Origin of the sequence: Shewanella sp. Iso12 (assembly GCF_012030025.1) — a bacterium.
GTDB lineage: Bacteria > Pseudomonadota > Gammaproteobacteria > Enterobacterales > Shewanellaceae > Shewanella > Shewanella algae.
This window is the reverse complement of record NZ_JAAUHW010000002.1, coordinates 209,370-232,964: the sequence shown is the minus strand read 5'-3', so window position 1 is coordinate 232,964 and position 23,595 is coordinate 209,370. Positions and strand designations below refer to the sequence as shown.

Sequence of the window (23,595 nt, the reverse complement as noted above, 5' to 3'; positions counted from 1 at the left end):
AGACTGAAACCCAATAACTCATTGCAGCCACTCTAAAGCCAACAACACAATTATCAAATAGCGCAGGCCCTTGCCTGTCAAAATCATCAGAGTGGATTTTGTAAGAGGAAGTTTCATCCAACCTGCTAAAAGGCACAGAATATCGCCGATCAGCGGCATCCAGGAAAGTAACAAGGCCCAATAACCGTAGCGCTTCAGCAGCGCCAGCGCCTGCTTGTGACGACCGCTGTCGAGTTGCTCGGGCGTGACCGCCTTGCGCCCCAAAAGCCCAAGTAGATAACTGCTCAATGCCCCCAAGGTGTTACCTATAGTGGCGCTAAGCAGCAGCGACAATGCCATCTCCGGCTGCTTGTCCAGCAAAGCCAGCAACAAGACTTCCGAGCCTCCAGGCAGCAATGTCGCCGCCAAAAAAGCGCCGCTGAACATCAGCCAGAGTTCCCACATAAGATACCTTCCTGCATACTGCCTGAATCAAAGGCCCGTCCAGGCAAGTTCAAAGATAAATAGTTTTTAGCGCTGAAAGATATAAGAAAACAATGTCATTGCCCAGCTAAGTCTCAAGAGTTTAAATCATACAATCGCGATAGAAAGCCACAAAACCAGGGGTTAAAACCAGCCCTTAAATGGACAAGGAAAGGAGTCATAAATGCAGGAGCTGAACTTTATTCAATCTGTTCAGGAGCGGGATATTGATTTGATGTTGCTGGAGGAGTGCCACACTTCAATGGCCTTCTGCAATTGGTTGGTTTCCCGGGTATATGAATTCCCCCACTCCGTAGAGTTTATCGGCGCCTGGCATTCTGTCATTCACAATCAATACGGTGAGTCGGATCTCGTGGTGATTTTCAAGGCCAATGACGGCTCCCATCAAGCCATTCTTATCGAAAACAAGATAGATGCAACGCCACAACAGCAACAAGGGTTAAGGTATCGCTACCGCGGCGAACATGGGATAGAACAGGGCTATTGGGTCGATTTTCGCACCTGTCTGTTGGCTCCGCAAAAATACCTGGCATCCAACAATGAGCCCTATGATAAAACCATCGCCTATGAGGAACTCATGGCGTACTTTGTCGCCCAAGGGGCATGGTACCGGGCACGGCTTATGGCCGAGAGCATCAACAAGCAAAGACGTGGATACCTTCCCAGCATTAGCCCCGAAGTCACAGAGTTTGCCAGGTGTTATCTTGAGTTTGCGAAAAGACATCACCCGGAGTTGAACCCGGAAACACCCAAAAACCGCGCCGCCGGACATTCCTGGCTGCATTTCTACCCGCTACTGCCCAATAAGCAAATCCGCATCGTTCATCAATTGGCAGGAAGCCTGGTCAAAATCATGTTTCTGGGAGCAGCCGAGCAGCTTGATATACTCACGCAAGCCTTCGGTGCTTATGCAAGCACAGGACTCATGATCAAACGCTCCGGCAAGTCTGTCGTGATGGAACTGCCTACGCCGCCCATTGACCCTTTTAAAGACAAATTCGAAGATGTCCAACCGCAAGTGCAACAATCCATTGCCCAAGCCAAGAAACTGAGACAGATGTTAATTCAGGTGCTGGCGGATAAAGGAATTGCAGCGAGCAATATTCAAGCATCTGACTGGTACTCTTGAAGAACCCCGGTCTATGATTAAGCCATATCTCTTTGAATAGTGAGCAATCATGGCCCGTCTTTTGTTTCTACCTATTATCCTTTCCCTGTTCTGGATAGCGTTTTTACACTTCAACAATGTCCCTTTGGCGCAGGGGAAACGCGGTTTTATTTGGATAATAGGCGTCAGTGGTGCCTTGATTGCCCTGCTGTCACTGGCCATCTGGCTGACGGCCTAAGCTTTTGATATGAGCCTTTGAAATGAATGCTTGAATCGACTCAGAGTGTACCAAAACCCGCGCGTTGCAGATTGCCCTCCAGCAAACCTTAAAACCGATAACCGGCGCGGCACACTGGCTACGCCGGTTATTTTTGAACGTCATGGCTCTCAGCGATTCAGCGCGCAAAGCGCTCAGTTCCCCAATACCGCCAGCAGAATACCGGCAGCGACCGCACTGCCCAGCACCCCGGCCACATTGGGGCCCATGGCGTGCATCAACAGGAAGTTTTGCTGATTGGCCTCTAGCCCCACCTTATTCACCACCCTGGCGGCCATGGGAACGGCCGAGACCCCGGCGGCACCAATCAAGGGGTTGACCTTGCCACCACTGAGTTTACACATGAGCTTGGCCATCAAGACCCCGGCAGCGGTGCCAATGCTGAAAGCCACCGCCCCGAGCAGCAAGATCCCCAATGTCTCGACCCGAAGAAACTGCTCGGCCGAGAGCTTGGAACCAACCGCCAATCCGAGGAAGATAGTGACGATATTGATAAGTTCGTTCTGCGCCGTGTTGGAAAGTCTATCCACCACCCCGGATTCGCGCATCAGGTTTCCGAGACAGAACATGCCCACCAAGGGGGTCGCCGTCGGCAAAAACAATATGGTCATTCCCAGCACCATAAGGGGGAAGATGATCTTCTCCTTCTTGCTGACTTCCCGCAGCTGTTCCATCTTGATCTGCCGCTCGGCTTCCGTGGTCAAGGCCCGCATGATGGGAGGCTGAATGAGCGGCACCAAGGCCATGTAGGAGTACGCGGCCACCGCAATGGCTCCCAGCAAATCAGGCGCCAGTTTGGAGGCGAGGAAAATGGCCGTCGGACCATCGGCGCCGCCTATGATGGCGATGGCACCGGCATCTTGCATACTGAACTCAAACCCGGGTACCAGGTTCAAGGCTATCGCACCAATCAGGGTGGCAAAAATCCCGAACTGAGCAGCCGCGCCCAGCAATAGCGTCTTGGGGTTGGCTATCAGGGCACCGAAATCTGTCATGGCGCCGACCCCCATAAAGATCAGCAGCGGAAAAACCCCGGTATCTATCCCCACGTGATAAACATAGTAGAGCAGCCCATTTTCCTCGGTAAAACCTGCATTGGGGATATTGGCCAGAATGGCGCCGAAGCCGATGGGAAGCAGCAGCAAAGGCTCAAACTTGCGCACGATTGCCAGATACAACAACAAGGCACCGACCAACATCATCAAGGCCTGTGGCCAGGTAAAGTGCGCTATTCCCGTCTCAGACCAAAAAGCGAGTAAACCGTCCATCATCGCTCCTTAGGCCAGTGCCAGCAACTTGGTACCGACGCTGACGGCATCACCTTCCTTGACCAGGATGCGGCTGACTACACCATCGGCCTGAGCCCGGATCTCAGTTTCCATCTTCATCGCCTCGAGTATGATAACGACATCACCGGCGCGAACGCTGTCTCCGGCAGCCACCTGTACCTTGAAGATATTGCCGGAAAGCGGCGCACTCATCTCCAGTTCCGGCCCAGAGGCAACAGCAGGAGCCTGCACAGGAGCAGCCTGCGGCTCTGCCACCGGCAAAGGCGCTACCTGACTGATATCACCGCCTTCACTGACCTGCACCACAAAGCGCTGGCCCTGCACGTCCACGGTATAAACCTCCGGCTGACGCCCACCGGTGGCAGCCTTGGTTTGAGTGGCTTGTGGCTGAAGAGCTTCCAATTCTGGCTTGGGTTCAAATGCCGCTGGATTGCCACGGTTCTTAATAAACTGCAGGCCGATTTGCGGGAACAGCGCATAAGTCAGCACATCATCGTCGCGCTCTTCGCTGAGGCTCAAACCTTGCGCCAACGCTTTTTCGGCCAGTTCGGCCCGCAGATGTTCAAGCTCGGGCGCGAGCAGATCGGCCGGGCGGCAACTGACAGGCTCGGCCCCCTGCAACACCCGCTGTTGCAATTCACTGTTCACCTTGGCCGGGGTGGCGCCATATTCGCCCTTGAGTACACCTTCCGTCTCCTTGGTCAGCGACTTATAGCGCTCGCCCATGAGCACATTGATTACCGCCTGAGTACCGACAATCTGGGAGGTGGGGGTCACCAGAGGAATAAAACCCAGATCTTCCCGCACCCTTGGGATCTCCTCGAGCACCAGATCCAGCTTGTCCTCGGCGCCTTGCTCTCTGAGCTGGTTTTCCATATTGGTCAGCATGCCACCCGGCACTTGAGCCCGCAGAATGCGTGAATCTATGCCTTTTAGTGCCCCTTCGAAACGGGCATATTTTTTTCTGACCTCACGGAAATAGGCGGCTATCTCCTCCAGCAGTGCCAAGTCATAGCCTGTCGCCCTATCGGTATCTTCAACCATGGCAACCAAGGTTTCGGTGGCACTGTGACCATAGGTTTGGCTCATGGAAGAAATGGCAGTATCCAGAACATCAATGCCGGCCTCAATCGCCTTTTGATAGGTTGCGGTTGATAACCCTGTAGTGGCATGGCACTGCATGGTGATCAGTAGATCAGTTTCCGACTTCAAGCGGCTTATTAGCTCAAATGCCTCCATCGGCTTGAGCAAACCGGCCATATCCTTGATACAGAGTGAATGGCAGCCCATATCTTCCAATTGCTTGGCCATGGTCAACCAGGTTTGCAGTGTATGTACGGGGCTTGTGGTGTAAGAAATTGTGCCCTGGGCATGAGCGCCAACATCAATCACGGCTTTCAGCGCGGCTTGCAAGTTGCGCACATCATTCATGGCATCGAACACCCGGAATACATCGACCCCGCTGTCATGGGCGCGCTCTACAAACCGGGTCACCAAGTCGTCACTGTAATGGCGATAACCCAGCAAGTTCTGGCCCCTCAATAACATCTGCTGCCGGGTGTTGGGCATGGCTTGTTTCAGCGCCCGGATCCGCTCCCATGGGTCTTCACCCAGATAACGGATACAGGCATCAAAGGTTGCACCGCCCCAGGACTCCAGGGACCAAAAGCCAACACTGTCCAACTTGGATGCAATCGGCAACATATCTTCGATACGCATTCTGGTTGCCAACAATGACTGGTGGGCATCCCGCAGGACAACGTCGGTTAATGCTAAAGCTTTACTCATCTTTTTTATCCATCAGATTGCGGCATTTAAGCCTGTTTGCGGTATTGGTGAATGGCACAGCTAATGGCTGCCAGCTGTTGCGGCGTTGGTGCGCCTGCCTGGGCGACGACTGCGGATTGTGCCTTGGCCCTTTCCTGAGTTTGGTTCTTATCCTCCAAGCTGGGTTTAGGTGCCAGATAATGGGCCGATATCCGGATCCCCAAGATCAGCAGCCCCAAGAACAGATAAACCAGCCCCATACCGAGCAGCATAATCCCCACAGCTTCCACGAGTTGCTCAGAAAGCGACATCATATCTTCCTCATTTTGTTAATGGCGCGGCAGGCCTTTCCATGTCTAAGTCTGGTCTGAGATGACAGAACATGGCACCCCAGCCGGACAATAATGGTAAATATGCGAAAAAATGCGATTTTCAATCACTGCTTGTTTTAGCCTAACAGGCCAAGTTGCACCTAACCATGTGACTTAGGTCAAAAGCGATAACCAATCTATAACAAAAAACCTTCCTCAATGTAAATTGGTCATACCAAAACAAATCAATAAAACCTCATAGGGAATGATGATTCATAAATATTTATTTAATATTTTTGATGAAAAACTAAAACTCAAACCAAAATGAAGGGAAGATGATATCGCGAATGCCGGCAAGGGTGGCAAGTTTCAACATAGGGGACTTGTGAATACAAATGGTTTTAAAGCCTTTCCCGGATGTGTTCGCCATAAGCGATAAAATTGTCTTAAATTCGGGGGAAAGGTCATATGAAGAGCAAAGCATGGTACTTGATGATGAAAATAGGTTCTCTATCCAGAACTTGTTACATCCCGGACTTTCAGTGGGCCTGTGTCTCTGTATCAAGCTTACGGATAAGGCACTGTGGATAGCTAGGAAATTGCAGGCGAGTAAGAAACAGATAGCAAAACGCCCCGCTATTGCGGGGCGTCTTACTTCTTTGCTATTTGGCGCGCATGGAAGGAGTCGAACCTCCGACCGCCTGGTTCGTAGCCAGGTACTCTATCCAGCTGAGCTACATGCGCTTAATCCGGAACTCAGAAAGCTTAGCTCTCAGAGTATAGTAAAGAATGGCGGAGAAGGAGGGATTCGAACCCTCGATGGGAGATAAAGCCCATACTCCCTTAGCAGGGGAGCGCCTTCGGCCACTCGGCCACCTCTCCGCATAAATTGGCGCGCATGGAAGGAGTCGAACCTCCGACCGCCTGGTTCGTAGCCAGGTACTCTATCCAGCTGAGCTACATGCGCTTAAATCTATTGCGTACTTTACTTGATATCTGGTGCGCATGGAAGGAGTCGAACCTCCGACCGCCTGGTTCGTAGCCAGGTACTCTATCCAGCTGAGCTACATGCGCTTTCAGATAATCAATTTTTCTTAGCAGCCTTTAAGGTTCCAGATGGTGCGCATGGAAGGAGTCGAACCTCCGACCGCCTGGTTCGTAGCCAGGTACTCTATCCAGCTGAGCTACATGCGCTTGATCATCTTGGAAAACTAAAGCAGAAGTGGCGCGCATGGAAGGAGTCGAACCTCCGACCGCCTGGTTCGTAGCCAGGTACTCTATCCAGCTGAGCTACATGCGCGAATTGTATTCTTTACTGCTAAAACGGAAAATGGTGCGCATGGAAGGAGTCGAACCTCCGACCGCCTGGTTCGTAGCCAGGTACTCTATCCAGCTGAGCTACATGCGCATATTTTACGTTAAGAAATGGCGGAGAAGGAGGGATTCGAACCCTCGATGGGAGATAAAGCCCATACTCCCTTAGCAGGGGAGCGCCTTCGGCCACTCGGCCACCTCTCCGTTTTCTTGGCGCACATATTACTGTTTGAAGAAAATAAGTCAAACCCTTTTTCCGAAACCTTTTCCGTTTGTCCTGTTTTTAATCACCTGACCTAAATAACGCGCAAATCCTGTGCTATCAAGGGTTTTCCGGCTCCAGAAAATAAAAAAGCCAGTTTAAAAACTGACTCTTCTATTCCTGACGGAGGTTCACTTTATGTCGCCTCAGAAGTTGCCACCTTCAGAAGGTGTTCCTGTTTTCTCAGACTGAATACGCTGATAAATCTCTTCACGGTGCACAGAAACTTCTTTGGGTGCATTCACACCTATACGTACCTGATTCCCCTTCACACCCAGCACTGTCACTGTGACCTCGTCACCAATCATCAGTGTTTCGCCAACACGACGAGTCAAAATCAGCATTCGATTGCTCCTCTAGTTTCCATATCTTCTACACACGGCGCTCATCCGTCGTAACCATTATTATAAGGTGAGCTTAGTACAAATTAATAGTATTCAATACTAAATCCGTTGTTTAATTACACCTTATTTAGTTCAAAAGCGTGATGTAACACCCGAACTGCCCTGTGTAAATCCGATTCATCTATTACCACTGACAGCTTTATCTCTGATGTTGCCATCAACTTAACATGAATTCCTTCATTCCCCAAGATATCAAACACCTTGGCGGTTGCCTCGGCCCTGCGATGCACGCCGGCACCTATTACAGACACCTTTGCCAGGGCTTTTTCAAACACCAATGGGCCAAACGATGTTCCAAGTTCCGGTTCATCGAGCGCCTTTAACGCCCAAGGGAGCCTGCTGGCATCCAAGGTAAAGCTGACGCTGTCATCTGTACCCGCCTTGGTCACCAGATCCACTTCCACACCATTTTCGGCCAGCAGTGAAAATACTGCCGCAAAGGGGTCCGGTGAATCGTCGGTGCGACTCAGACTCAGCATCGCCTGCCCTTTACTGCAAGCGATACCCGCTACTTGATTACTCTTGTCTTCACAGGCATCGAAACGGATCAGGGTGCCCCTGCCAGGTTCAAAGCTGGAAAGCACCCGTAAGGGAACCCGAAAGCGCTCGGCATAAGAGACTGAATCCGGGTGCAACACCTTGGCTCCCAACCGAGCCATCTCCAGCATCTCTTCGAAACTGATGGCATCAAGCTTTTGTGCGCTCGGTTCAATATTGGGATCTGTGGTATAGACACCAGCCACATCGGTAAAAATTTGACATTCCTGCGCCTTGAGCGCGGCAGCCAATGCCACAGCAGTGGTATCCGAGCCTCCGCGCCCAAGAGTGGTCACTTCCCCGAATTGATCCCGACCCTGGAAGCCGGCTACTATCGGGATAATCCCCTGGGCCAGCAACTCCAGCAGATACTGAACATCAACTCGTTCGATACTGGCACGGCCAAACTGGCTATTGGTGTGGATTTGCACCTGGGCGGCATTGAGCGACTTGGCCTTGACGCCACGTTTTGCCAACGCCATCGCCATCAGCGCAATACTCACCTGCTCGCCGGTGGAGACCAGCATGTCCATCTCCCGCGCCGATGCATCGGGGTCAATCTGCCCCGCCAGTGCAAACAAACGGTTGGTTTCACCGGCCATGGCAGAGAGCACCAACACCTGATGCTCGCCGCTCAATTGAGCTTTGGCAATCTGCTCGGCAATCACCTCGATACGCTCAATCGAGCCTACCGAGGTGCCGCCGAACTTTTTGACATACAGTCGCTCGTTACTGCCTGAACGTACTTCTTGTGTCACATAGACCTCGTTGGTGGCGAAATTATGCCAGACGTTCAGTCAGCCAAGGCGTTACCGATGCCAATGCCTGAGGCAAGTTGGCAACTTCACTACCACCAGCCTGAGCCATATCGGGACGGCCACCGCCCTTGCCACCAACCTGCGCAGCCACCATGGCCACCAATTCACCGGCCTTCACCTTAGCGGTCAAGTCTTTAGTCACCCCGGCGATAAGGTTTACTTTGTCGCCATGAGCCAGACCCAGCACCACTATGCCAGATTGCAGTTTCTGCTTGAGCTCGTCCTGCAGACCACGCAGAGAGCCAGGATCAATGCCTTCGACCTGTTTCACCAACACCTTGATTCCGGCAATCTCTTGCGCATCGGAAATCATATCGGCACTGGCCGCAGCGGCCAGTTTGTCTTTGAGTTGAGCAATCTCTTTTTCCAGTTGGCGGCTACGCTCCAACTGCGCCTTAAGCTTGGCTACCACGGAGTGACTGTCTGCTTTCAGCAAGTTAGCAGCATCACTCAACTCTTGCTGTTGCTCGGCGACGAAGGCCATGGCAGCAGCACCTGTGACAGCTTCAATACGGCGAATACCGGCGGCGATACCGCCTTCGGAAGTGATCTTGAACAGACCTATGTCACCGGTGCGGCCCACATGGGTACCACCACAAAGCTCAATAGAAAAGTCTCCCATGGTCACAACCCGAACCTGGGCGTCGTATTTCTCACCGAACAAGGCCATGGCGCCCTTGGCTTTGGCCTGCTCTATGTCCATCTCAGCCGTTTTCAGCTCGTGGTTACGACGGATCTGGGTATTGACCATCTCCTCAACCGCCTTGAGCTCTTCAGGCTTAACCGCTTCAAAGTGAGAGAAGTCAAAACGCAGACGCTCAGGCTCCACCAATGAACCTTTCTGGGTCACATGCTCACCCAATACTTGACGCAGCGCGGCGTGCAGCAGGTGAGTCACTGAGTGATTCAGCTGGGTGCGATGGCGCAGTTTCTTATCGACTTGCGCAAGCAACTCCTGACCCAGAGTCAGTTTACCTTGGCTCAGTTGGCCGATATGACCTGTGGCCTGGGCATACTTTTGGGTGTCGCTCACCTCAAACAGCAAACCTTCGGCTGTCAGTTGGCCCTTATCGCCTACTTGACCACCCGACTCGCCATAGAATGGAGTCTTGTCCAGCACAATAACCGCTTGCTCACCGGCATCCAGAGTGCCGACCGCCTGACCATCGACATAGATGCCGATAACCTTGCCCTTACCGCTGAGTTCGCTGTAACCGCAGAACTCACTGTCGGCATCAATCTTCAGCCCGGCGTTGTAATCGGCACCAAACTGACCGGCGGCCTGAGCCCGGCTACGCTGCTCGGCCATCGCCGCATCAAAACCATCTTCATCGACCTTGATATTACGCTCGCGGCAAACATCGGCGGTCAAATCCATAGGGAAACCATAGGTATCGTAGAGCTTGAATACGGTTTCACCATCCAAGGTATCGCCTTTAAGCTCAGACAAAGCAGCATCCAAAATACCCAGACCACGCTCAAGTGTACGGGCAAACTGTTCTTCTTCGGCTTTCAGCGCCTTTTCCACTATGCTCTGAGTCGCCTTAAGACCCTTGGCAGCATCGCCCATCACGTCAATAAGTGTAGGTACCAGCTTGTAGAAGAAGGTGTCTGTGGCGCCCAGTTTGTTACCGTGACGCACGGCGCGGCGGATGATACGCCGCAGTACATAACCCCGGCCTTCATTGGACGGCATCACACCATCGGCAATAAGGAAGGCGCAAGAGCGAATGTGGTCGGCGATAACCCGCAGGGATTTGTTTTCCAGATCTGTCACGCCGATGATCTCGGCCGTTTTGGCAATCAGAGTGCGGAACACGTCAATTTCATAGTTGGAATGCACGCCTTGCATAATGGCGGCAATACGCTCTATACCCATACCTGTATCGACTGAAGGCTTGGGCAGAGGCTCCATCACACCATCGGCCTGACGGTTGTACTGCATGAAGACTATGTTCCAGATCTCAATAAATCTGTCACCATCCTCTTCCGGTGTACCTGGGCGGCCACCAGGAATGTGAGCACCGTGGTCATAGAAGATTTCAGTACAAGGACCACAAGGGCCTGTATCGCCCATCTGCCAGAAGTTATCTGAAGCATAAGGTGCGCCCTTGTTGTCGCCGATACGGATAATGTCCTCGGCGGGAACCCCTATCTGCTTGTTCCAGATATCAAAGGCTTCATCGTCAGATTGATAAACGGTAACGCACAGACGTTCCTTGGGCAGCTTGAGCTCTTCAGTCAAGAAGGTCCAGGCAAAGCGAATGGCATCTTCTTTGAAGTAATCACCGAAGCTAAAGTTACCCAGCATCTCAAAGAAGGTGTGGTGACGGGCCGTATAACCCACGTTATCCAGATCGTTATGTTTACCACCGGCGCGAACACAACGCTGCGAAGTGGTAGCGCGGCTATAGCTGCGCTTGTCCATACCGAGGAATACGTCTTTAAACTGGTTCATCCCGGCGTTGGTGAACAACAAAGTGGGGTCATTGCCTGGCACCAGTGAACTGCTGTCGACTACCTGATGGCCATTCTTGCGGAAAAACTCCAGGAAAGCACTTCTGAGTGCTGCTGTGGTTTGGTACATAAATCGTCCTGAGTTGCTTAAGCCTGAATAATGTATAAAAAGTGGTCTAAAGGCGTGCGTCGCCCGGCCACTCAAGCGCTCTTTTGCCAAGCATTATAAGCATGCAGCGCCAGAATACCAATTAGATTGCGCAGGGTATGACGCCTGATACAGCCAAGGTACAGAGAGCGTTAGCGGCATAAGCCGACCCCCAATAACCTGAGTCAGCAAATACCATTTGCCACAGGCGCGGAATCACTCAGGGGATGGAGCCCTGAAGGCTACGGCAAGTTTTAACGGGACAGATAAAGTCAGCTAAAAGCGCCAGAACGGAGTGTTAACAGCTGAGTGTTACTTTGGCATGCAAACAACGACTGCAACTCAAGGAAAGTAAATGCTGGGGTTTTGTAAAACAAGGTCAGTTTGGGATGCTTTAGCAGCGGTAAGCTTAGTTGTGAAGGGGCAATTGTGATAGAGGGAAAAGTCAGTCGTAAGGGTCATATTCAAGGGCATATGCCACTTGATCATAACTAAAGCCCTGCCCCATCAAGTGACGAATTCGACGAGCTTTTTCTTTCATATCATCTGCGGGACTATCACCGAATTTCTTCAGCGCGCGCGTACGGGCCAAGGCAAACCAGTCACAATCACTGGCATCCAAAACCTGCTCAATACATTGTTTATTTAAGCCCTTTTGCATCAGTGCCTGACGCACTTTCCCCGGGCCGTGGGCCTTGGCAATATGGCTGCGCAGCAAGGCTGCAGCGAAACGCTGATCATCGATAAAACCTTTGGCTTCCAGACCATCCAAAGTCTGTTCAACTTCCGGCGACTCAAAGCCCTTGTCCAGCAAGCGGCTCTTGAGTTGCTCGCGGCCATAGTCGCGGCGCGCCAATAGCGCGACCGCAACATCCATTACCGACTGGCTCAGAAGACTTCTCCGGTTTCCAGATCGACATTGCCTTCACCTGTCTCGGCGCTGGCAGGTGCCGCTTCTGCTTTGCTGAGCAGTTTAGCGCGCAGTGCCGCTTCGATTTCGGCAGCCACTTCAGGATTTTCCTTGAGGAACTTACCGGCATTGGCGCGGCCTTGACCTATCTTGTCACCTTTGTAGCTGTACCAGGCGCCGGATTTTTCCACCAGCTTGTGGGCTACGCCCAGGTCAACCAACTCACCGGTACGGTTGATCCCCTGACCATAGAGAATTTGGAAATCGGCTTGTTTGAAGGGGGCGGCAATCTTGTTCTTAACCACTTTAACCCGAGTTTCGTTACCAACAACCTCGTCACCCTCTTTGATAGCACCTGTACGGCGGATATCGAGACGAACGGAAGCGTAGAACTTAAGGGCGTTACCACCAGTGGTGGTTTCTGGGTTACCGAACATGACCCCAATCTTCATCCGGATCTGGTTGATGAAGATAAGCAGAGTGTTAGACTGCTTGAGGTTACCGGCCAGCTTACGCATTGCCTGGCTCATCATACGGGCAGCCAGCCCCATGTGGGAATCACCGATTTCACCTTCGATTTCAGCCTTGGGCGTCAGCGCCGCCACTGAGTCAACAATGATGACATCGACGGCGCCACTGCGAGTCAGCGCATCACAGATCTCCAACGCCTGTTCACCTGTATCAGGTTGAGAACACAGGAGGTTATCGATATCCACGCCCAGCTTCTTGGCGTAGATAGGATCCAGTGCGTGTTCGGCATCGATAAAGGCACACACTTTACCTTCACGCTGCGCCGCGGCAATCACTTCCAGTGTCAGGGTTGTTTTACCAGAAGATTCAGGACCATAGATCTCAACAATACGGCCCATTGGCAGACCGCCAGCCCCCAGGGCCACGTCCAGAGAAAGCGAACCGGTAGAGATGGTTTCGACATCCATGGTTCTGTCTTCACCCAGCTTCATGATAGAACCTTTACCGAACTGCTTCTCTATCTGTCCCAGAACTGCGTTCAGCGCCTTCTCTTTATTTGGATCTATTTTCATTCCTGTTCCCTCTTGATTGCGGCGCAATGCGCCGCCTGAAATCTATGTTGCCGCTCCTTTTAAGAGCTTTGGCGTAAATACCAATCTGCCACCTAGTATACTGTACAATCATACAGTATCAAGTGCTGGTGATAATTTATTTAAAGGCCGCTTGCGGATCAATCACTTGTGACCGAAAGCATAAAATTTACCCGCCCACGACTGGTTCAGTGATGAATAACTGATACTATTGGCGCCATTGTCGAAAGGGCAACCGCTCTTGGAAAAACAGTCAAGGAAACATCTGAAAGCTCCCATGAATGCAGTGATCACGCCTATGGATAACCCGGATTTGGAAAAACACACCCCGATGATGCGCCAGTATCTGTCGATGAAGGCGCAGCATGCCGAAATGCTGCTGTTTTATCGCATGGGGGACTTTTACGAGCTGTTTTACGATGATGCCAAAAAAGCCTCCGAGCTCTTGGGTATTTCACTGACGGCCAGGGGCAAGAGTGGCGGCGATCCTATTCCTATGGCGGGTATTCCCTATCATGCGGTGGAAGGTTATCTCGCCAAGCTGGTGCAGCTCGGTGAGTCGGTTGCCATCTGTGAGCAGATTGGTGACCCGGCCACGTCCAAAGGGCCGGTCGAGCGCAAAGTGGTGCGCATAGTGACTCCCGGAACCCTCACCGATGAAGCGCTGCTGCAAGAACGTCAGGATAACTTGCTGGCCGCCGTCTACGAAGGCAAGAACGGTTTTGGCTACGCCACCTTGGATGTGGCCTCCGGCCGTTTTGTGATTGCCGAGCTGGCCACCCTTGAATCATTGGAGGCAGAGCTGCAACGCACCAAACCGGCCGAGCTGCTCTACAGCGAAGACTTTTCCCAACAAAGCCTGATCGCCGGCATCAAGGGCAAACGCCGTCGTCCCGAGTGGGAGTTTGACTTGGATACCAGCATGCGATTGTTGCTGGATCAGTTTGGCACCAAAGATCTGCGTGGTTTTGGCATAACAGACGCCAGGCTGTCACTGCAGGCCGCCGGCTGCCTGATGCAGTATGTCAAAGATACCCAGCGCACCGCCCTGCCCCATATCAATGCCATTACCCGCTTTAACCAGAGCGACAGCATAGTGTTGGATGCCGCCACCCGTCGGAATCTGGAACTGACGGTGAACCTTGCCGGTGGCCGGGACAATACTTTGGCTTCGGTGCTGGATGCAACCGCTACCCCCATGGGCAGTAGGATGTTACAGCGCTGGATCCATCAGCCACTCAGAGATCATCAACAGATAGGCCTGCGACAAACCGCGGTGGCAGAGTTGATTGCCAGCGGCCTGTTCGAACCGTTGCATGATGACCTCAAGGCGCTTGGTGATGTGGAGCGGATCATGGCGCGCCTGGCCCTGAGAAGCGCCCGCCCGAGAGACTTTGCCCGTCTGCGACAAGCGCTGGCGCTGTTGCCGCAACTACAGCAACTATTGGCAAATACCCAAAGCCCCGAGCTTGGCCGTTTGAAACGCCAGCTCAGTGAATTCCCTGAAGAGCTCGTGCTGCTGGAGCGGGCGATTGTCGACAACCCGCCGGTACTCATTCGTGATGGCGGCGTGATCCGCGATGGTTATCATGCCGAACTGGATGAATGGCGCCGCCTCAGTGAAGGCGCCAGTGACTATCTGCAACAGTTGGAAGTCAGGGAAAAAGAACAAACGGGAATAGCCACCCTGAAAGTCGGTTTCAACCGGGTACACGGCTACTATATCGAAGTTTCCCGTGGACAATCGGCACTGGTGCCCCTGAGCTATCAAAGACGCCAGACATTGAAAAACACCGAGCGCTATATCATCCCCGAGCTGAAAGAGTATGAAGAGAAAGTGCTTTCCAGTCAGGGCAAGGCGCTGGCACTGGAAAAACAGCTTTGGGACGAACTGTTCGATCTCCTGCTACCCAAGCTCAGCGAGTTGCAGGCTTTTGCCATGGCAGCGGCCGAGTTGGATGTACTGAGCAACTTTGCCGAGCGGGCCGACAGCCTCAACTACAACCAACCGGAGTTGAGCGATAAGCCGGGCATACATATTGAAGCCGGGCGTCACCCAGTAGTTGAGCGAGTCAGCCAGGCTCCCTTTATCGCCAACCCGGTAACCCTTAGCCCTGAACGTAAAATGTTGGTGGTCACAGGCCCCAATATGGGCGGTAAGTCCACTTACATGCGTCAGGTGGCGCTGATCACCCTGATGGCGCATATCGGCAGCTTTGTGCCGGCAGATAAGGCAATTCTGGGGCCCGTTGACAGGATCTTCACCCGTATCGGCGCCTCGGACGATCTGGCCTCGGGCCGCTCCACCTTTATGGTGGAAATGACAGAAACGGCCAATATTCTCCACAATGCGACCGCAGAGAGTCTGGTGCTGATGGATGAGATTGGCCGTGGCACCTCCACCTATGACGGCTTGTCACTGGCCTGGTCGGCGGCAGAGTATCTGGCTCAGCGACTCGGTGCCATGACACTGTTTGCCACCCATTACTTCGAGCTGACTCAGTTGGCAGAATTGATGCCCCAGGTTGCCAATGTACATCTGGATGCCATGGAGCATGGCGACAGCATAGTCTTTATGCACGCAGTGCAGGAAGGAGCCGCCAGCAAGAGCTATGGTTTGCAGGTTGCTTCACTGGCCGGTGTTCCGGCCTCAGTGATCAAGGCCGCCAAATTGAAACTGCAGCAACTTGAAAGTCGCGATCACGGTCAAGAACCCCATGTCCCGGCGCAGGCCACACTGCAACTGGAAACGCCGCCATCTGAGCTTGAACTTCTGCTTGGCAGGCTGAACCCGGATGAACTCAGCCCAAGAGAGGCGCTGGACCTAATCTATAAACTCAAGGCGTTGGCAAACTAAGTCCGCTACTCCAGCTATCGCTGTGGCTTGTAAATACAAGAAAGAAGGGGCGCAATGCGTCCCTTCTTTTTATTACAAAGGATGGTAAGTTGCTTTAGGCCTTGAACAGGGCCTCTACCGACAACCCCTGAGAGGAGAGTATGTCGCGCAGGCGTTTCAATGCCTCCACCTGAATTTGCCGCACTCTTTCACGGGTCAGGCCAATTTCCGAGCCCACATCTTCCAGAGTAGAAGGTTCATATCCCAGTAGGCCAAAGCGTCTGGCAAGCACTTCTCTTTGCTTGGTATTGAGCTCATTGAGCCACTTAACCACTGAGTTGGAAATGTCTTCTTCCTGCACCTGGGCATCCGGCGTCATCTCATCATCATCCGCCAATACATCGAGCAGAGCCTTGTCGTTGTCACCGCCTATCGGGGTGTCGACCGAGGTGATCCTCTCATTCAGCTTCAGCATCTTGCTGACATCACTGCTCGGCAGTTCCAGCTTTTCGGCTATCTCTTCGGCTGTGGGTTCGTGATCCAGCTTATGAGCCAACTCCCGGGCTGTACGCAGATACACATTGAGCTCTTTCACCACATGAATAGGCAGACGTATGGTGCGTGTCTGATTCATTATGGCTCGCTCTATGGTCTGGCGGATCCACCAAGTGGCATAAGTGGAGAAACGGAATCCGCGCTCGGGGTCAAACTTCTCTACGGCACGGATCAGACCAAGATTGCCTTCTTCAATCAGATCCAAGAGTGCCAAGCCACGGTTGTTGTAACGGCGGGCTATTTTAACCACGAGGCGTAAATTACTTTCGATCATGCGGTTGCGTGATTTTTCACAACCTTTGAGGGCCTTGCGCGAGAAAAAGACTTCTTCTTCTGCACTCAGCAAGGGGGAAAATCCGATTTCACTCAGATAAAGTTGGGTCGCGTCTAAGTTTTTTTGCAGGTCATCCTGAACCATTTCGGCCAGAGCTTCTTCCTTCTTCGACGCCACTTCCGTGTCGTTTACGGATAAATCTACAAGCTCTTCCACGGGTGCGCTAGCATTTTTGCGGCTCATAATATTCTCTCCCAAACCTTAACAAACTAATTTACATCGCTTTTTATCCTCCATATGCCAACTTTGGCTCCCAAACAATCAGCGTTTGGGTAAATAATTAAGTGGATTAACAGACTGACCATGGTAGCGGATCTCAAAGTGCAGCATGACCTGGTTGGTGCCTGTGCTTCCCATCTTCGCAACAGTTTGCCCGGCGGACACATGCTGCTTTTCCTTGACCAAGATCTTATCGGCGTGGGCGTAAGCACTGAGATAGTCATCACTATGCTTGATAATGACGAGGTTTCCATAACCCCGCAAAGCATTACCCGCATAGACTACCCGACCATCGGCAGTGGCTTTAATAATATCGCCTCGGTTGCCGGCTATCTTGATTCCTTTGTTTCCCTGCTCTTTGGCAGAGAAGGCGCCAATCACCCGACCATTGACTGGCCATATCCAGCGACTGACTTTGTCCGGCAGAGTCGAACTCGGCTTGTGGACAACATGGTTAACATTCTGTTTACCATTGGATACAGGGTAAGCAGACTTTGGTTTGGGATCAAGTGTTTTTTTCGGCTTATTTTGCTTGGCTTGAGCGACGGCTTGCCTCTGCTTAACAGTCTGTTTTTTATAGATCTTATCTTTTGGTTTTTGAGGTTTGGATTTGGAGTTTTTACTCGAACTCGGCTGTGAATTCGATTTAACATTTTTTTTACTATCGAGAATGAGCACTTGGCCAGGGTAGATGGTATAAGACTTATCTAGCTGATTTAACTTGGCTATTTGTGCATAGTCTTTACCGGCCCCCCAAGCGATGGAGTAGAGGGTATCGCCCTTTTTCACCTTATAGGTATCAGAGCGAATAGAGCCTCTTTCGATCGCCGGCCGTTTTACGCCATAAATGGATTCGACCGGAGCCGGCCTGTGAGCCTGAAAACTGCATCCAGCAACCAGAGTGACCAATAGCACTGAGCCAAGGCGACAAAGAAATGACGCCTTTTTATGCAGAAACTGGCTGGAATGCAATGGGCTCAAGAATACTCCTGCATGCTTTAATGACTATCAGGCCAAACCGCCACTGATTAAGGGAACAAATTTTACCGCTTCGACCACTTGGGAAATAAACTGTCCCTTCTCCCGGCGGATCTTAAGCAACTGTTGGCTCTCATCACCAACGGGGATCACCAGTACGCCCCCCTCTGCCAACTGTTCCAGCAAGGCTGTGGGAATGTCAGAGGCCGCCGCTGTCACCATGATGGCATCGAAGGGCGCCCTGTTGGGCCAACCTTGCCAGCCATCACCGTATTTGAAGGCCACATTATGCAGATCCAAGCGTTTGAGGCGTTGGCGAGCCTGAATTTGCAGGCTTTTGATCCGCTCAACCGTGCAAAGCTCTGGCACCAACTGCGCCAGTACTGCTGCCTGATATCCTGAGCCGGTACCTATTTCAAGCACCTTGGCAGGATTATGCTCCAACAATAACTCCGTCATTCTCGCCACAATATAAGGCTGGGATATGGTTTGGCCCGAGCCTATGGGTAGAGCGGTGTTTTCATAAGCCTTGTGCGCCAAGGCACCATCAAGAAACAACTCTCTGGGGGTTTTGGCCACCACCTGCAACAGACCCGGGTGACGGATCCCTGCTTCCTGCAGTTTTCTGGTTAAGTTCAGTGCCGATGTGGAGGCTACCCGGGTCATAGTTTTTCTATCCAGTGTTGCAATTGTGAGAGCTGCCGATAGGCGGTTAAATCTACAGTTAATGGGGTGATGGACACATATCCCTGAGACACGGCATAAAAGTCTGTGTCTTCGCCCACATCCAGTTCAATCCCGGGTGGCCCCAACCAAAATACCTCGCGGCCGTGAGGATCTCTGGCTCTGACCATACCCTCGGCCTTATGGCGGGCGCCGAGCCGAGTAACCCGTATCCCCTTGATTTCATCGAGAGGCAGATCCGGCACATTGATATTGAGGATCTGATCCGAGGCAATAGGATGCTTCTTAAGCCCCATGATGATCTTCACCGCATAGGCCGCCGCACTGTCATAATGCGTAAGCTCACGGCCCACCAGGGATACGGCCACTGCCGGCAACCCCAGAAAACGCCCTTCCATCGCCGCCGCCACTGTGCCTGAGTAGAGGGTATCGTCTCCCATATTGGCACCGGCATTGATACCCGAGACCACCATGTCGGGTTCGCCTTCATAGAGTTCGCGAATCGCCAGATGAACGCAATCGGTTGGCGTGCCATTTACCGAGATGTAGCCATTGTCTAACTTATTAATCCTTAAGGGATTCGTCAAGGTTAAAGAGTTACTGGCACCGGAACAGTTGCGATCCGGCGCCACAGTGAGCACTTCGGCAACGGCTGACAAGGCTTCCGATAGGGCGCGGATCCCAGGAGCCGTTACCCCATCATCGTTGCTGACCAAGATTTTCATGCAGGGTTTCCTTCCTGAGCCGCATGGCGCTCACGCCACAGACGTTCGGTCACATCATCATAGTCGAGCAGTTCCCGCAGCACTGAGGTTGCAAAGCTGCCGGCGGGAAGGCTGAACTCCAGCTCCAGTGTGTCCGGCTCGATAAACTGGTACTTCATCCCTTCGGGACGCAACAACAGTGGTCGCCTTTCCTGCTCGAGCCCGGCTTTTTCCAGGCCTTCACAATCAGCGCTGTATTCGGCCAGAACCTGAGCCTCAAAGGCCAAGGCATCGGCACTGCTGAGTGGCTGCCCCCTACCCCACATGGGCGCCGACAGCAAAATATCTTTCTCTGCCAGCCTTTGTTGCAACACCCCATCCCAGCGCTCGGCAACAAAGAAGCTGCGGCTGCCGGCCAGCATGACACAATCACCGTCCAGACACTCAAGCCCATGGGTCGCCAGGCGCTGAGATACCAGTTGATTAAACAATAATGAGCGCAGCGCCGACAGGTAGATGGAGCGCTTGTTTCTGTCTTTCACCTTGCGCCCCCGCAGCATCTGCCGCGCCATTTCTATGTTGCGGCCGTTGTGGCCAAAGCGCTGTTCACCGAAATAGTTGGGTACGCCCCCCTCGGCAATCGACTCCAGCCGCTGCAATACATCTTCCGGCTGAGTTATCTGGCGCAGAACCAGCTTGAAACGGTTACCGGAAAGCGCACCAATGCGCAGCTTCTTGTTATGACGCGCCGCACTCAATACCGTGATGGACTCACTGTTGAGACTCAGCCAATCCGGTGTTTCTTTCCCCGGAATTCGTACGCCGAACCACTGCTCTGTGATGGCATTCTTATCCTTCTGGCCGGCAAAGGTCACCTCTTTGGGATGCACCTTGGCCAATTTGGCCAGCATCTCGGCCACCTGAACCGTATTCAGGCCATCTTTACGAATATGCAGCAGATGGTGCTCACCCTCGCCCGAGGGCAGAAAAGGCAGTATTTCCTGCACCTGAAAATCGCTGTTGCTGGTGCGCATATCGCCTTTGGAGAGAGGCTTGCCATAGAGAAAGTGTAATGAATTCATCTTATTTGAATCTTTTCCTGTAAATGAGTCGGTATTACATACCGAACATCAGCACCACGGCTTCTACCGCAATGCCTTCACTGCGGCCGGTAAAGCCGAGTTTTTCTGTCGTGGTCGCCTTGACGTTGATGGAATCGAGATCTGTGTGCAGATCTTCGGCCAACATCTGTCGAATGGCTTCAATATGCGGCGCCATCTTGGGCGCCTGGGCAATAATGGTCACATCCAGGTTGCCGAGACGAAAGCCTTTGTCCAGTGCCAGGCGGTAACAATGACGCAGCAGCACCCGGCTGTCGGCTCCCTTGAATTCGGCATCTGTATCGGGAAAGTGTTTACCTATGTCACCAAGTGCCATGGCGCCGAGTATCGCATCTGAAATCGCGTGCAATACCACATCACCATCCGAGTGCGCCAACAGGCCTGTGTGGTACGGCACTTTCACCCCACCGAGGACCAAGGGCGGCTCACCACCGAATTTATGTACATCAAAACCGTGTCCAATACGTATATTCATTGCTTGTTCCTGTATTCAGTTGCCCCGCTGATGCGCCAGATAAAGCGCTGCCAGCGGCAAGTCGTCCGGATGGGTTACCTTGATATTGTCACTGCGGCCGCTGATAAGTGCCGGGTGTACTCCGCACCACTCCATCGCCGAGGCTTCATCTGTCACCAGCACACCGGCGGCCAGCGCCGCTTTCAGCGCATCGGTCAAAGTGAGCAGTGGAAACAGCTGCGGCGTTAGCGCATGCCAGAGTGCTTCTCTGGCAACCGTTTCACTGATGCAGCCATCAACGCCGCTGCGTTTCATGGTGTCGCGCACTGGCGCAGCCAGTATCGCCCCCTGAGGATGTTGTTTCCGTGAAGCAAGCAGCTTATCAATATCGCCATGGGTCAGGCAGGGTCTGGCGGCATCGTGTACCAGGGCCCAGGTATTGGCGGGCAATGGCTTGTCGGCTACCAGGCTCTCAAGCGCCGCCAGCACAGAATCGGCCCGCTCTTTGCCGCCGGTGACTGTCTCCAACTTGGGATGACTGGCCACCGCCAGTTTGCCAAAGAAGCTATCTTCCGGGTTCAGCGCCACTATCACCCTTGAGATGCCGTTGTGACTCAGCAACCCCTTGAGGGTTTGCTCCAAAATGCAGGAGCCGGCAAGTGGCAGATACTGCTTGGGACAGTCGGCGCCCATGCGACTGCCTATTCCCGCTGCCGGTACTATGGCAATCACTGGTTCATCACTGGGGACCCCGGCCGCTATGGTTCGGGAGGAAATAGATTCGCTCATGGATATCCGTTATGTTGAAATTGGGCCGCTACTGACTGGCCAAAGACATGGAACGCTGCTCACCACCAACAACCCGATAAAAGGTTTCACCCTTCTTGATTAACCCCAGCTCATTGCGGGCACGCTCTTCCAGGGCTTCGGTACCGCTGCGCAGATCGCGGATCTCCTCTTTCAGTACCTGGTTACGTTCTTCGAGCCTGGCATTGCTGTCATTTTGAGCCGCTATCTGCTGCTCAAGATGGAAGTACTCCGGCAGACTGTTTTCTCCCAGCCAAAGACGATATTGCAGTAGCCCCAGCAACAAGGCGATGACAAAAAGCAGTCGTTTCATGGTGATAAATTCAGCTCATGCCCTAAAAAATACGATTAGTGTTGATAGTACAACAAAAAAGGCCACCAAGTGGCGGCCTTTTGTAGCTGGGGGCGAAAATTACGCCTGACCTTTGATCTCACTCAGACCGTGGTAGGCTGCCTTGGCGCCCAGTTGCTCTTCAATACGCAGCAGCTGGTTGTACTTGGCAACACGGTCAGAACGGCACAGAGAGCCGGTCTTGATCTGGCCGGCTGCGGTACCTACTGCCAAGTCGGCAATGGTCGCATCTTCAGTTTCACCTGAGCGGTGAGAGATAACGGCTGTGTAACCGGCTTCCTTGGCCATGCGGATAGCGGCCAGAGTCTCGGTCAGAGAACCTATCTGGTTGAACTTGATCAGAATCGAGTTGGCAACGCCCTGCTCGATACCGCGAGACAGGATCTTGGTGTTGGTCACGAACAGGTCATCACCCACCAGCTGGATCTTGTCACCAAGGATCTTGGTCTGGTAAGCCCAGCCATCCCAATCAGACTCATCCAGGCCATCTTCGATAGAAACGATAGGATACTGCTCGGTCAGCGACTTGAGGAAGTCAGAGAAACCATTGGAATCGAATACCTTGCCTTCACCGGCCAGGTCATACTTACCGTCTTTGTAGAACTCGGAAGCCGCACAATCCAGAGCCAGAGTCACATCTGTACCCAGTTTGTAGCCAGCAGCTTCAACGGCTTCTTTGATAACAGCCAGGGCATCGGCGTTGGATGACAGGTTAGGCGCAAAACCGCCTTCGTCACCCACGGCAGTGTTCAGGCCCTTGGACTTGAGCACCTTCTTCAGGTTGTGGAAGATTTCAGCGCCCATACGCAGGGCTTCACGGAAACTCTTGGCACCGACTGGCTGTACCATGAATTCCTGAATGTCGACGTTGTTGTCGGCATGCTCACCACCGTTCAAGATGTTCATCATAGGAACCGGCATGCTGTACTGGCCAGGAGTCCCGTTCAGTTCGGCGATGTGAGCGTAAAGTGGCATACCTTTGAAGGCAGCAGCGGCCTTGGCAGCAGCCAAAGACACAGCCAGAATGGCATTGGCGCCCAGCTTGTCTTTGTTTTCGGTGCCGTCCAGCGCGATCATGATGCCATCCAGCTCGGCTTGAGCCGTGGCATCTTTACCCAGCAGGGCTTCACGGATAGGACCGTTGACATTGTCAACAGCCTTGAGCACGCCTTTACCCAGATAGCGGGCCTTGTCGCCATCGCGCAGTTCCAGCGCTTCACGGCTACCGGTAGAAGCACCTGATGGGGCTGCTGCCATGCCGATGAAACCACCTTCCAGATGCACTTCAGCTTCTACAGTGGGGTTACCGCGAGAATCCATGATTTCGCGTCCAATGACGTTAATGATCTTAGCCATAATGTCCTCGATTAAAGTTAAAGAAAAAACCCATACCCATCTGAGCGTT

General features: G+C 52.7%; 21 protein-coding genes and 8 tRNA genes. 3 read left to right on the top strand and 26 right to left on the bottom strand.

All coding sequences use genetic code 11. The features are described 5' to 3' along the window. Positions 1-18: 18 nt before the first annotated feature. Positions 19-444: a YqaA family protein gene (locus tag HCX89_RS05020; protein ID WP_167715276.1), complete on the bottom strand. Its 426-nt coding sequence runs from the start codon at positions 442-444 to the stop codon at positions 19-21. A gap of 202 nt (positions 445-646) precedes the next feature. On the opposite strand from HCX89_RS05020, the gene HCX89_RS05015 reads away from it, so the two are divergent. Beyond that, positions 647-1,612 (top strand): PD-(D/E)XK nuclease superfamily protein, encoded by a 966-nt coding sequence (locus HCX89_RS05015; RefSeq protein ID WP_174840027.1) that lies wholly within the window; start codon positions 647-649, stop codon positions 1,610-1,612. 49 nt (positions 1,613-1,661) lie between these two features. After that, positions 1,662-1,829, top strand: coding sequence for a hypothetical protein (locus tag HCX89_RS05010; RefSeq protein ID WP_025010950.1), 168 nt, complete (start codon positions 1,662-1,664; stop codon positions 1,827-1,829). 173 nt (positions 1,830-2,002) lie between these two features. Here the strand turns inward: HCX89_RS05010 and HCX89_RS05005 are convergent, their stop codons facing one another. The 16 genes from HCX89_RS05005 to recA form a co-directional block, all read right to left on the bottom strand. Continuing rightward, the gene (locus tag HCX89_RS05005; RefSeq protein WP_028781526.1) at positions 2,003-3,136 is read right to left on the bottom strand and encodes a sodium ion-translocating decarboxylase subunit beta; all 1,134 of its coding nucleotides are present in this window, start codon (positions 3,134-3,136) and stop codon (positions 2,003-2,005) included. 9 nt (positions 3,137-3,145) lie between these two features. After that, a complete protein-coding gene (gene oadA, locus HCX89_RS05000) occupies positions 3,146-4,945 on the bottom strand; it encodes a sodium-extruding oxaloacetate decarboxylase subunit alpha (protein ID WP_071239238.1) in 1,800 nt (599 codons plus the stop codon). A gap of 26 nt (positions 4,946-4,971) precedes the next feature. After that, entirely contained in the window at positions 4,972-5,238 is a 267-nt protein-coding gene (locus tag HCX89_RS04995) for an OadG family transporter subunit (protein WP_025010953.1), read from the bottom strand. Positions 5,239-5,902: 664 nt separating this feature from the next. Continuing rightward, positions 5,903-5,979, bottom strand: a tRNA-Arg gene (locus tag HCX89_RS04990). Positions 5,980-6,025: 46 nt separating this feature from the next. Then, positions 6,026-6,117: transfer RNA gene (locus HCX89_RS04985), tRNA-Ser, on the bottom strand. Between the two features lie 8 nt (positions 6,118-6,125). Beyond that, positions 6,126-6,202: transfer RNA gene (locus tag HCX89_RS04980), tRNA-Arg, on the bottom strand. A gap of 30 nt (positions 6,203-6,232) precedes the next feature. Continuing rightward, positions 6,233-6,309 (bottom strand) — tRNA-Arg (locus HCX89_RS04975). Between the two features lie 43 nt (positions 6,310-6,352). Next, positions 6,353-6,429 (bottom strand) — tRNA-Arg (locus tag HCX89_RS04970). 29 nt (positions 6,430-6,458) lie between these two features. Then, positions 6,459-6,535, bottom strand: a tRNA-Arg gene (locus HCX89_RS04965). Between the two features lie 31 nt (positions 6,536-6,566). Then, positions 6,567-6,643: transfer RNA gene (locus tag HCX89_RS04960), tRNA-Arg, on the bottom strand. Positions 6,644-6,661: 18 nt separating this feature from the next. Continuing rightward, positions 6,662-6,753 (bottom strand) — tRNA-Ser (locus HCX89_RS04955). A 204-nt stretch (positions 6,754-6,957) separates the two neighbouring features. Further along, positions 6,958-7,155: a carbon storage regulator CsrA gene (gene csrA, locus HCX89_RS04950; protein ID WP_025011666.1), complete on the bottom strand. Its 198-nt coding sequence runs from the start codon at positions 7,153-7,155 to the stop codon at positions 6,958-6,960. A 116-nt stretch (positions 7,156-7,271) separates the two neighbouring features. Next, complete coding sequence (locus HCX89_RS04945; RefSeq protein WP_107005313.1) at positions 7,272-8,510, bottom strand: aspartate kinase; 1,239 nt, start codon at positions 8,508-8,510, stop codon at positions 7,272-7,274. 22 nt (positions 8,511-8,532) lie between these two features. Next, complete coding sequence (alaS, locus tag HCX89_RS04940; RefSeq protein ID WP_109248115.1) at positions 8,533-11,157, bottom strand: alanine--tRNA ligase; 2,625 nt, start codon at positions 11,155-11,157, stop codon at positions 8,533-8,535. A 463-nt stretch (positions 11,158-11,620) separates the two neighbouring features. After that, positions 11,621-12,052: a regulatory protein RecX gene (locus HCX89_RS04935; protein ID WP_307877519.1), complete on the bottom strand. Its 432-nt coding sequence runs from the start codon at positions 12,050-12,052 to the stop codon at positions 11,621-11,623. Positions 12,053-12,063: 11 nt separating this feature from the next. Then, positions 12,064-13,128 (bottom strand): recombinase RecA, encoded by a 1,065-nt coding sequence (gene recA / locus HCX89_RS04930; RefSeq protein WP_025011663.1) that lies wholly within the window; start codon positions 13,126-13,128, stop codon positions 12,064-12,066. Between the two features lie 307 nt (positions 13,129-13,435). Here recA and mutS point away from each other — a divergent pair, with 307 nt between their 5' ends. Continuing rightward, positions 13,436-16,003: a DNA mismatch repair protein MutS gene (mutS, locus tag HCX89_RS04925; RefSeq protein ID WP_368039291.1), complete on the top strand. Its 2,568-nt coding sequence runs from the start codon at positions 13,436-13,438 to the stop codon at positions 16,001-16,003. A gap of 94 nt (positions 16,004-16,097) precedes the next feature. On the opposite strand, the gene rpoS is transcribed toward mutS, so the two are convergent. The 9 genes from rpoS to eno form a co-directional block, all read right to left on the bottom strand. Then, a complete protein-coding gene (gene rpoS / locus HCX89_RS04920) occupies positions 16,098-17,054 on the bottom strand; it encodes an RNA polymerase sigma factor RpoS (protein WP_025889143.1) in 957 nt (318 codons plus the stop codon). 78 nt (positions 17,055-17,132) lie between these two features. Then, a complete protein-coding gene (locus HCX89_RS04915) occupies positions 17,133-18,005 on the bottom strand; it encodes a peptidoglycan DD-metalloendopeptidase family protein (RefSeq protein ID WP_167715421.1) in 873 nt (290 codons plus the stop codon). Positions 18,006-18,098: 93 nt separating this feature from the next. Then, positions 18,099-18,734: a protein-L-isoaspartate(D-aspartate) O-methyltransferase gene (locus HCX89_RS04910; RefSeq protein ID WP_028781519.1), complete on the bottom strand. Its 636-nt coding sequence runs from the start codon at positions 18,732-18,734 to the stop codon at positions 18,099-18,101. Then, complete coding sequence (gene surE / locus HCX89_RS04905; RefSeq protein WP_044734853.1) at positions 18,731-19,477, bottom strand: 5'/3'-nucleotidase SurE; 747 nt, start codon at positions 19,475-19,477, stop codon at positions 18,731-18,733. The genes HCX89_RS04910 and surE overlap by 4 nt, the downstream gene beginning before the upstream one ends. Beyond that, the gene (gene truD / locus HCX89_RS04900) at positions 19,474-20,538 is read right to left on the bottom strand and encodes a tRNA pseudouridine(13) synthase TruD (protein ID WP_167715272.1); all 1,065 of its coding nucleotides are present in this window, start codon (positions 20,536-20,538) and stop codon (positions 19,474-19,476) included. The genes surE and truD overlap by 4 nt, the downstream gene beginning before the upstream one ends. A gap of 34 nt (positions 20,539-20,572) precedes the next feature. After that, positions 20,573-21,052, bottom strand: a complete 480-nt coding sequence (gene ispF / locus HCX89_RS04895; protein ID WP_071239239.1) for a 2-C-methyl-D-erythritol 2,4-cyclodiphosphate synthase — start codon at positions 21,050-21,052, stop codon at positions 20,573-20,575. 15 nt (positions 21,053-21,067) lie between these two features. Further along, positions 21,068-21,820, bottom strand: coding sequence for a 2-C-methyl-D-erythritol 4-phosphate cytidylyltransferase (gene ispD / locus HCX89_RS04890; protein WP_167715270.1), 753 nt, complete (start codon positions 21,818-21,820; stop codon positions 21,068-21,070). A 28-nt stretch (positions 21,821-21,848) separates the two neighbouring features. After that, positions 21,849-22,151 (bottom strand): cell division protein FtsB, encoded by a 303-nt coding sequence (gene ftsB / locus HCX89_RS04885; protein WP_025011658.1) that lies wholly within the window; start codon positions 22,149-22,151, stop codon positions 21,849-21,851. 99 nt (positions 22,152-22,250) lie between these two features. Beyond that, positions 22,251-23,546, bottom strand: a complete 1,296-nt coding sequence (gene eno / locus HCX89_RS04880; protein WP_025889133.1) for a phosphopyruvate hydratase — start codon at positions 23,544-23,546, stop codon at positions 22,251-22,253. Positions 23,547-23,595 lie beyond the last annotated feature (49 nt).

Bases quoted from the DNA above. Each gene is read 5' to 3' on its own strand.
- oadA (WP_071239238.1), bottom strand. From the start codon at position 4,945: ATGAGTAAAGCTTTAGCATTAACCGACGTTGTCCTGCGGGATGCCCAC.
- HCX89_RS05015 (WP_174840027.1), top strand. From the start codon at position 647: ATGCAGGAGCTGAACTTTATTCAATCTGTTCAGGAGCGGGATATTGAT.
- surE (WP_044734853.1), bottom strand. From the start codon at position 19,477: ATGAAAATCTTGGTCAGCAACGATGATGGGGTAACGGCTCCTGGGATC.
- ftsB (WP_025011658.1), bottom strand. From the start codon at position 22,151: ATGAAACGACTGCTTTTTGTCATCGCCTTGTTGCTGGGGCTACTGCAA.
- csrA (WP_025011666.1), bottom strand. From the start codon at position 7,155: ATGCTGATTTTGACTCGTCGTGTTGGCGAAACACTGATGATTGGTGAC.
- HCX89_RS04935 (WP_307877519.1), bottom strand. From the start codon at position 12,052: ATGGATGTTGCGGTCGCGCTATTGGCGCGCCGCGACTATGGCCGCGAG.
- truD (WP_167715272.1), bottom strand. From the start codon at position 20,538: ATGAATTCATTACACTTTCTCTATGGCAAGCCTCTCTCCAAAGGCGAT.
- ispD (WP_167715270.1), bottom strand. From the start codon at position 21,820: ATGAGCGAATCTATTTCCTCCCGAACCATAGCGGCCGGGGTCCCCAGT.
- HCX89_RS04995 (WP_025010953.1), bottom strand. From the start codon at position 5,238: ATGATGTCGCTTTCTGAGCAACTCGTGGAAGCTGTGGGGATTATGCTG.
- recA (WP_025011663.1), bottom strand. From the start codon at position 13,128: ATGAAAATAGATCCAAATAAAGAGAAGGCGCTGAACGCAGTTCTGGGA.
- alaS (WP_109248115.1), bottom strand. From the start codon at position 11,157: ATGTACCAAACCACAGCAGCACTCAGAAGTGCTTTCCTGGAGTTTTTC.
- HCX89_RS04910 (WP_028781519.1), bottom strand. From the start codon at position 18,734: ATGACCCGGGTAGCCTCCACATCGGCACTGAACTTAACCAGAAAACTG.
- HCX89_RS05005 (WP_028781526.1), bottom strand. From the start codon at position 3,136: ATGGACGGTTTACTCGCTTTTTGGTCTGAGACGGGAATAGCGCACTTT.
- HCX89_RS05010 (WP_025010950.1), top strand. From the start codon at position 1,662: ATGGCCCGTCTTTTGTTTCTACCTATTATCCTTTCCCTGTTCTGGATA.
- eno (WP_025889133.1), bottom strand. From the start codon at position 23,546: ATGGCTAAGATCATTAACGTCATTGGACGCGAAATCATGGATTCTCGC.
- rpoS (WP_025889143.1), bottom strand. From the start codon at position 17,054: ATGAGCCGCAAAAATGCTAGCGCACCCGTGGAAGAGCTTGTAGATTTA.
- ispF (WP_071239239.1), bottom strand. From the start codon at position 21,052: ATGAATATACGTATTGGACACGGTTTTGATGTACATAAATTCGGTGGT.
- HCX89_RS05020 (WP_167715276.1), bottom strand. From the start codon at position 444: ATGTGGGAACTCTGGCTGATGTTCAGCGGCGCTTTTTTGGCGGCGACA.